The 6,803-nt window shown below is 67.2% G+C and carries 7 protein-coding genes and 1 tRNA gene; 7 read left to right on the top strand and 1 reads right to left on the bottom strand.

Annotated elements, in window-relative coordinates; all coding sequences use genetic code 11:
• Nucleotides 1–127 precede the first annotated feature (127 nt).
• Nucleotides 128–862, top strand: coding sequence for an SIMPL domain-containing protein (locus LRH25_RS27035; RefSeq protein WP_141288277.1), 735 nt, complete (start codon nucleotides 128–130; stop codon nucleotides 860–862).
• 24 nt (nucleotides 863–886) lie between these two features.
• On the opposite strand, the gene LRH25_RS27040 is transcribed toward LRH25_RS27035, so the two are convergent.
• Nucleotides 887–1,657 (bottom strand): 3-hydroxybutyrate dehydrogenase, encoded by a 771-nt coding sequence (locus tag LRH25_RS27040; RefSeq protein ID WP_141288278.1) that lies wholly within the window; start codon nucleotides 1,655–1,657, stop codon nucleotides 887–889.
• A 133-nt stretch (nucleotides 1,658–1,790) separates the two neighbouring features.
• On the opposite strand from LRH25_RS27040, the gene LRH25_RS27045 reads away from it, so the two are divergent.
• From LRH25_RS27045 to LRH25_RS27070, 6 genes are all read left to right on the top strand, one after another.
• The gene (locus LRH25_RS27045) at nucleotides 1,791–2,669 is read left to right on the top strand and encodes an alpha/beta fold hydrolase (protein WP_141288279.1); all 879 of its coding nucleotides are present in this window, start codon (nucleotides 1,791–1,793) and stop codon (nucleotides 2,667–2,669) included.
• A gap of 21 nt (nucleotides 2,670–2,690) precedes the next feature.
• On the top strand, nucleotides 2,691–4,943 hold the full coding sequence (locus LRH25_RS27050) for a RelA/SpoT family protein (protein ID WP_231012874.1): 2,253 nt from the start codon (nucleotides 2,691–2,693) through the stop codon (nucleotides 4,941–4,943).
• Between the two features lie 64 nt (nucleotides 4,944–5,007).
• Nucleotides 5,008–5,084 (top strand) — tRNA-Val (locus tag LRH25_RS27055).
• Nucleotides 5,085–5,542: 458 nt separating this feature from the next.
• Nucleotides 5,543–6,061 (top strand): sigma-70 family RNA polymerase sigma factor, encoded by a 519-nt coding sequence (locus tag LRH25_RS27060; RefSeq protein WP_231012875.1) that lies wholly within the window; start codon nucleotides 5,543–5,545, stop codon nucleotides 6,059–6,061.
• Nucleotides 6,062–6,175: 114 nt separating this feature from the next.
• On the top strand, nucleotides 6,176–6,400 hold the full coding sequence (locus LRH25_RS27065; protein WP_211361528.1) for a DUF4880 domain-containing protein: 225 nt from the start codon (nucleotides 6,176–6,178) through the stop codon (nucleotides 6,398–6,400).
• A 134-nt stretch (nucleotides 6,401–6,534) separates the two neighbouring features.
• Nucleotides 6,535–6,801 (top strand): MbtH family protein, encoded by a 267-nt coding sequence (locus tag LRH25_RS27070; RefSeq protein WP_141289948.1) that lies wholly within the window; start codon nucleotides 6,535–6,537, stop codon nucleotides 6,799–6,801.
• The last annotated feature ends 2 nt before the right edge of the window (nucleotides 6,802–6,803 follow it).

A 6,803-nucleotide genomic window follows, 5' to 3' on the forward strand; every position in this document is an offset into this window, starting at 1 on the left:
CTGACGGGCGGATCAGGGTCAAAACGGGATGCTGACGCGTTGTTACAAATGTTGCCCCGGCTGTGACCGGCCCTGAAAATGCGGTCAGCGGCGCGGATCCATGCCCCGTTGAGGGATGATGAAGCACATGCAAAATCCCGTCTCATCCCGCTTTTCCACCTCCGCCGCCGTCCTGGCCGCCAGCCTTTGCGTGGCCGCCGCGCCGGCCTTCGCCGATGCGCCGCCGCCGTCCGGCGTGCTGACGCTGAGCGCCACGGCCACCACCGAAGTCCCGCAGGACTGGATGCGGCTGAGCTTCGCGGTGCAGCGCGAGGGCGCTGACGCAGTGGGCGTGCAGTCCCAGCTGAAGCAGGCGGTGGACGCCGCGTTGGCCGAGGCCCGCAAGGGCGCCAAGCCCGGCCAGGTCGAAGTGCAGACCACCGGTTTCTCGATCTACCCGCGCTACAACAGCAAGGGTGCGATCAGCGGCTGGCAGGGCCGCAGCGAGCTGCTCGTCGAAGGGCGCGACATGGCGGCCATCGGCGCCTTGTCCGGCCGCATCGGCACGATGACGATCTCGCAGGTCGGCTACAGCCTGTCGCGCGAAGCCCGCGAGACGGTGGAAGCGGCGGTCAGCGCCGAGGCCATCACCCGCTTCAAGGCGCGCGCCAGCGAGCAGGCCAAGCTGTTCGGCTACGGCAGCTACACGCTGCGCGAAGTCAGCACCAGCAGCGACGGCGGCGGGGTGCCGCAGCCGATGTACCGCGCGGCCGCCGCGCCGAAGGCCATGCTGTCGTCCGCGGCAGACGGCGAATCGCTGGCAGTTCAGGCCGGCAAGGAAAGCGTCACGGCCACCGTCACCGGCAGCGTGCAGCTGAAGTAAGCCTCGCCGCCCGCCAGCGCCGGCTCACTGCGCCAGCCAGCCGCCGTCCATGTTGATGGCGGTGCCGCGCATGTTGTCGGCCGCTGGCGAGCAGAGGAAGACCGCCAGCGCGCCCAGCTCTTCCGGCGTGGTGAACTGCAGCGAAGGCTGCTTCTCGGCCAGCAAGGTCTTCTTCGCTTCTTCCACGCTGACGCCCTGGGCCTTGGCGCGGTCCTCGACCTGCTTTTGCACCAGCGGTGTCAGCACCCAGCCAGGGCAGATGGCGTTGACCGTGACGCCGGTTGTTGCGGTCTCCAGCGCCGCCGCCTTGGTGAAGCCGACCACGCCGTGCTTGGCTGCCACGTAGGCGGACTTCTGCGCCGAGGCCACCAGGCCGTGCGTGGACGCCACGTTCAGGATGCGGCCCCAGTTGCGGTGCCTCATGCCGGGGAGCACCAGGCGCGTGCCGTGGAAGGTGGCGCTGAGGTTGATGGCGATGATGGCGTCCCAGCGCTCGACCGGGAAATCCTCCACCGGCGCGACGAACTGGATGCCAGCGTTGTTGACCAGGATGTCCACCGGGCCGAGTTCGGCCTCGCAGGCCTGGACCATCGCGGCAATCTCGTCCGGCTTGCTCATGTCGGCGCCGTGGTAGGCCACCTTCACGCCCAGCGCAGCGACTTCGGCCTTGGCCGATTCGTATTCGCCGAAGCCGTTGAGCAGGATGTTCGCGCCCTGTGCGGCCAGGGCCTTGGCGATGCCGAGGCCAATGCCACTCGTCGAGCCGGTGACGATGGCGGTTTTTCCTTTGAGCATGTGCGTTTCTCCGATGAACGAAAGAGCCGGGGTGCCCCTCGGCGGACAAGGAAACTCAGGCGCTGGCCGTCGTTCTCCGCCGGGGGTTGCTACAGTCGATTATCTGGTGCCCCACCCAAAATCCGAGCCCTCCATGAACAAGCCTTTGCACCTGCCGCGTGAACGCGAAGTCCAGTGCCTGGACGCCCGCGGGCTGCACCGCATGGCCTATGTGGAATGGGGCGAGGCCGACAACCCGCGCGTGCTGGTCTGTGCCCACGGGCTGACCCGCCAGGGCCGGGACTTCGACACGCTGGCACAAGCCATGGCCGGCGAATTCCGCGTGGTCTGCCCGGACGTGGTCGGCCGTGGCCGCTCCGATTGGCTGGCCGACCCGGCCGGCTACCAGATCCCCGCCTATGTGGCCGACATGGTCACGCTGCTGGCCCGGCTGGATGCGCAGCAGCTCAGCTGGGTGGGCACTTCGATGGGCGGCTTGATCGGCATGAGCCTGGCCGGCCTGCCGGGCTGCCGCTTCGAGAAGCTGGTGCTGAACGACGTCGGCCCGAAGATCGAATGGGCCTCGCTGCAGCGCATTGGCCAGTACCTGGGCCAGCCTTCGCACTGGGCCAACCTGGACGAAGCGGCAGACGCGCTGTGGGCGATCTCCCAAGGCTTCGGCCCGCACACCCGCGAGCAGTGGCTGGCGCTGAGCGCGCCGCAATTGAAGCCCGATGGTGACGGCTTCAAGCCGCACTACGACCTGGCGCTGGCGCAGCCTTTCCGCACCGTCACGCCCCAGGCCGCCACCGCCGGAGAAGCCATGCTCTGGGCCGCCTACGACCGCATTGCCTGCCCGACGTTGTTGTTGCGCGGCGCAGAGTCCGATCTGCTGGCACCTGAGACGGCCGCCGAGATGACACGGCGCGGCCCGCGCGCCACGCTGTACGAATTCGCCGGCGTGGGCCATGCGCCGATGCTGGTACAGCATGACCAGGTTGAGGTGGTGCGCGCCTTCCTGCTGGGCGATTGAACGCCGAATGAAAGTGAGCGCATGAGAAGTCAGCTCGGGCCGGACGGCGCCACCGCCCCCATTGTTTCCCTGGCCGGTGAGCTGGCCACGCCGCCGGGCGCACGGCCAGCCGAAGACGGCGCCAGCGGCCTGGCAAGAGCCCGCGCCTTTGCCGAGCCGCTGCTGGCCGGCCGCGCGCTGGACACGGGCGAAGACGCGTTTGATCACGCCGAAGGCATGGCCGCGCTGCTGGCCGGCATTGGCGGCGCCCCGTCGCTTCAGGCTGCCGCCTACCTGGTCTATGCGGCCGACTATCTGCAGCGGCCCGAGGAAGTGGTCGAGAAGGCCTTCGGCGCCTCCTATGCAAGCCTGGTCACGCTGACGCGCAAGCTGGTGCAGGTGCAGCGCGCCGCGCGCGAAGCGCAGGTCATGGGCACGGCGCGCCAGGCCGAGCAGACCGAGCGCGTGCGCAAGATGCTGCTGGCCTTCTCGAAGGACTTGCGCGTGGTGCTGCTGCGCCTGGCCTCGCGGCTGCAGACGCTGCGCTGGTACGCCGCCAGCAAGCAGGGCTGCCCGCAGGCACTGGCGGCCGAGTCGGCCCAGGTCTTCGCGCCGCTGGCCAACCGCCTGGGCATCTGGCAGTTCAAGTGGGAGCTGGAAGACCTGGCCTTCCGCTTCCTGCAGCCCGAGGAATACAAGCGCATTGCCAGGCTGCTGGCCGAGAAGCGTGTGGAGCGCGAAGCCGGTGTGGAAGTGGTGCGCAAGCAGATGGGCGCGGACCTGCAGTCGCACGGCGTGCCGGCGGTGGTCTACGGCCGGCCCAAGCACATCTACAGCATCTGGAAAAAGATGCAGGGCAAGCAACTGCCGTTCGACCGCGTGATGGATGTGCGCGCGCTGCGTGTCGTCGTGGCCGACGTGCCGGCCTGCTACGCCGCGTTGAGCCGGGTGCAGGAACGCTACCGCGCGGTCGCCGCCGAATACGACGACTACATCGCCAAACCCAAGCCCAACGGCTACCGCTCGCTGCACACCGTGGTGCTGGGCGACGACGACCGGCCGATCGAAGTGCAGATCCGCACCCAGGCCATGCACGAGCACGCCGAATACGGCGTGGCCGCGCACTGGGCCTACAAGGAGGCTGGCGCCAAAGGCTATGCCGGCGTGGCGGCGGCAGGCGAATTCGAAGAGCGTGTGGCCGAGGCCCGCAAGGCCGTGCTGCGCCAGCTGCTGGCCTGGGAACGCGACTTTGCCGGCCATGCCGAGCAAAGCCCCGAAGGGCGCTTTGACGACCGCATCTACGTCTTCACGCCGCAGGCCACAGTGATTGAGCTGACGGCGGGCGCCACGCCGGTGGACTTCGCCTACGCGCTGCACACCGACCTGGGCCACCGCTGCCGCGGCGCGCGGGTCGACGGCGTGATGGTGCCGCTGTCCACGCCGCTGGCCAACGGCCAGACGGTGGACATCATCGCCGCCAAGGAAGGCGGCCCGTCGCTGGACTGGTTGAACAGCGAGCTCGGTTTCCTGCGCAGCCCGCGGGCCCGCGCCAAGGTGCGCGCCTGGTTCAACACACAGGCCCAGGCCGGCACCATTGCGCGCGGCCGTGAGCTGGTCGAAAAGCTGCTGCAGCGCGAAGGCCGCACTTCGCTGAAGCTCGCGGAGTTGGCCGATCAGCTTGGCTTCAAGGACGCGGACGCGCTGTTCGAGCTGGTCGGCAAGGATGAATACTCGCTGCGCAACATCGAGCAGTTGCTGCGCCCGCCGCCTCCGCCACCGCCGGACAACGAAATGCCGGTGCTGCGCCGGCCGAAGGCAGACGGGCAGGGCGCGCGCGGCGGCGTGCTGGTGGTTGGCGTCGAAAGCCTGCTGACCAACCTTGCGCGCTGCTGCCGCCCGGCGCCGCCGGACGCCATCGGCGGCTTCGTGACCCGCGGCAAGGGCGTGGCGATCCACCGGCTGGACTGCTCGAACTTCCGCTACATGGCCCAGCGCATGCCCGAGCGCGAGATCGCCGTTGCCTGGGGCGCGACGCCCAAGGACCGCGTGGCCGCCTACCCGGTCGACGTGTCCATTGACTCGGCCGAGCGCCCCGGGCTGCTGCGCGACATCACCGAAGTCTTCTCGAAAGAAAAGATGAACGTGACCGGCGTGCACAGCAGCAGCCTCAAGGAAGCCAGCGGCAGAAGCCTGCGCATGGTCTTCACCGTGGAGGTGAGCGACGCCGCGCGCCTTCAGCAGGTGCTGAGACACGTGGCTGCCGTCTCCGGCGTGCGCCAGGTCCGTCGAAAGTAGCTGGAAGTTTTTTCAGGGCAGCTTGCCAACTTCCCGAAAACCGGCATATACTGCGAGGCTCAGCAGGCGCGTAGCTCAGTTGGTTAGAGCACCACCTTGACATGGTGGGGGTCGTTGGTTCGAATCCAATCGCGCCTACCAAATTCGGTAGGGAAATCAAGCACTTGGCGGCAACGCCAAGTGCTTTTTTTCTTGGCGGTACGAAAAAGTACGAAAAAGCGGACGCGATTGCTGGCGCTGTCCGTGGCCGCCGCTGCCGGCTGATGCTCACCTGTGCAGGGTCTCCTGTGCCAGCGCAGGCGGGGCCTTTGCCCGCGCGGCAGGTTGCTCACGCAGATCCCGGGATGCCGGACGGTCGCGCTGGGCTGTGGATGCGCGCTGCGTCAGGCGCCAGGCCGGTGCCTACGGCTCGCCTGGGCGCACTTTCGCCTTCGGCCGCGTTGCATGTTCTGTCGCTTGCTTGTCCTTTCAGACAACGCGTGCTTTGATCGCACCATTATCTTAATGAATAATAATCATTCTCATTCAATATGACAAACAGGTGACCTTGGGCAATCTCGCCCGGTCAGGCGTGTGGAGGCGCCCACAGCATGTCTTGCTTGCCCAGCAGTTCCCTGGCCGAAGTCTTCATTGGCAGCCGCCTGCATTTGCGCATGCTGGCCCAGCGCATCGTCGGCACTCTCGACCTGGCCGAAGAGGTCGTGCAGGAGGCCTACCTGAAGGTCGTCGAGCGGGCCAGCATCGAGGTCGTGGGCAAGCCGCAGGCGTTCTGCAGCCAGGTGGTGCGCAACGTGGCGTTGGACCACTACCGCCGGCAAAAAGTCGAATCGACTTACCGCATCTACTCCGACGATGGCGAACTGCCGCCCGTGGCGGGCGGTTTCACGCCGGACCAGCTGGTGCAGGACAGGCGCATGCTGGCCGCGGTCGACCAGGCGCTGGACACGCTGCCTGCTCGCACCCGCCATGCGTTCGAGCTGTACCGCCTCAGTGGCATGACGCAGCGCGACATCGGCAAGAAGCTCGACTGCTCGGCCACGCTGGTCAACTTCATGATCAAGGATGCGATGCAGGTGCTGATGAGCTGCCCGGTGCTCAGGACCGGCATGGCAGACTGAACAGCGCCGTTTTGGCCGGGCGAGGTGCATGTGTCGCACAAACAGGTGCTGCGAAATGCGCTGCGTCTGAAACATCGCGTGTTGTGAGGTAAAACGCGCTGCATGGATCACGACATGCAGTCACCGCATGATGCCGTCTGGCAGGCCGCCTGGGCCTGGGTGCAGCGGCAGCATGAAATGCCCGATCTGCCGGCTGTCGAGCAGGTCGCGCTTGTGGCCTGGTTGAACGAGGCCCCCGGCCATCGGGCCGCCTACGAGCGGGCCAGCAAGGTCTGGCTGATGACCGGCTTGGTGCCACCCGTCAACGACATCGACTTGCCGGACAGCGAAGACCGCTGAACCCGCACCGCCGGTCTCACGTTGCCGGCCTAAACAAATCGCCGCCCGGCGCGTCTTGAAGAACGACGGCGCATGCGCAGGCCTCGCGGCCTTGCCCATGCGTCTTCGCTCCCTTCAACCGCGCGAGGACGCCGATGTCAACCAGCTGCTTTGACCGAGAGGACGAGACCTTCATCGTCCTGGTCAACCACGAAGAACAGTATTCGATCTGGCCTGAATGGAAGGCCGTGCCCGGTGGCTGGAAGGCCATCGAAGGCGTGAAGGGCGACAAGAAGACCGTGCTCGCGTTTGTCGAGCAGGCCTGGGTCGACATGCGGCCACTGTCGCTGCGGCAATGGATGGCAGAGCAGGCCGAGGCAGGCCAGGGCGAAGCCGCCCAGGCACCCGTCTCTCTGCAGTGAGC

The sequence above is a fragment of the Ideonella azotifigens genome (assembly GCF_021043325.1).
Taxonomy (GTDB): Bacteria; Pseudomonadota; Gammaproteobacteria; order Burkholderiales; family Burkholderiaceae_C; genus Ideonella; species Ideonella azotifigens.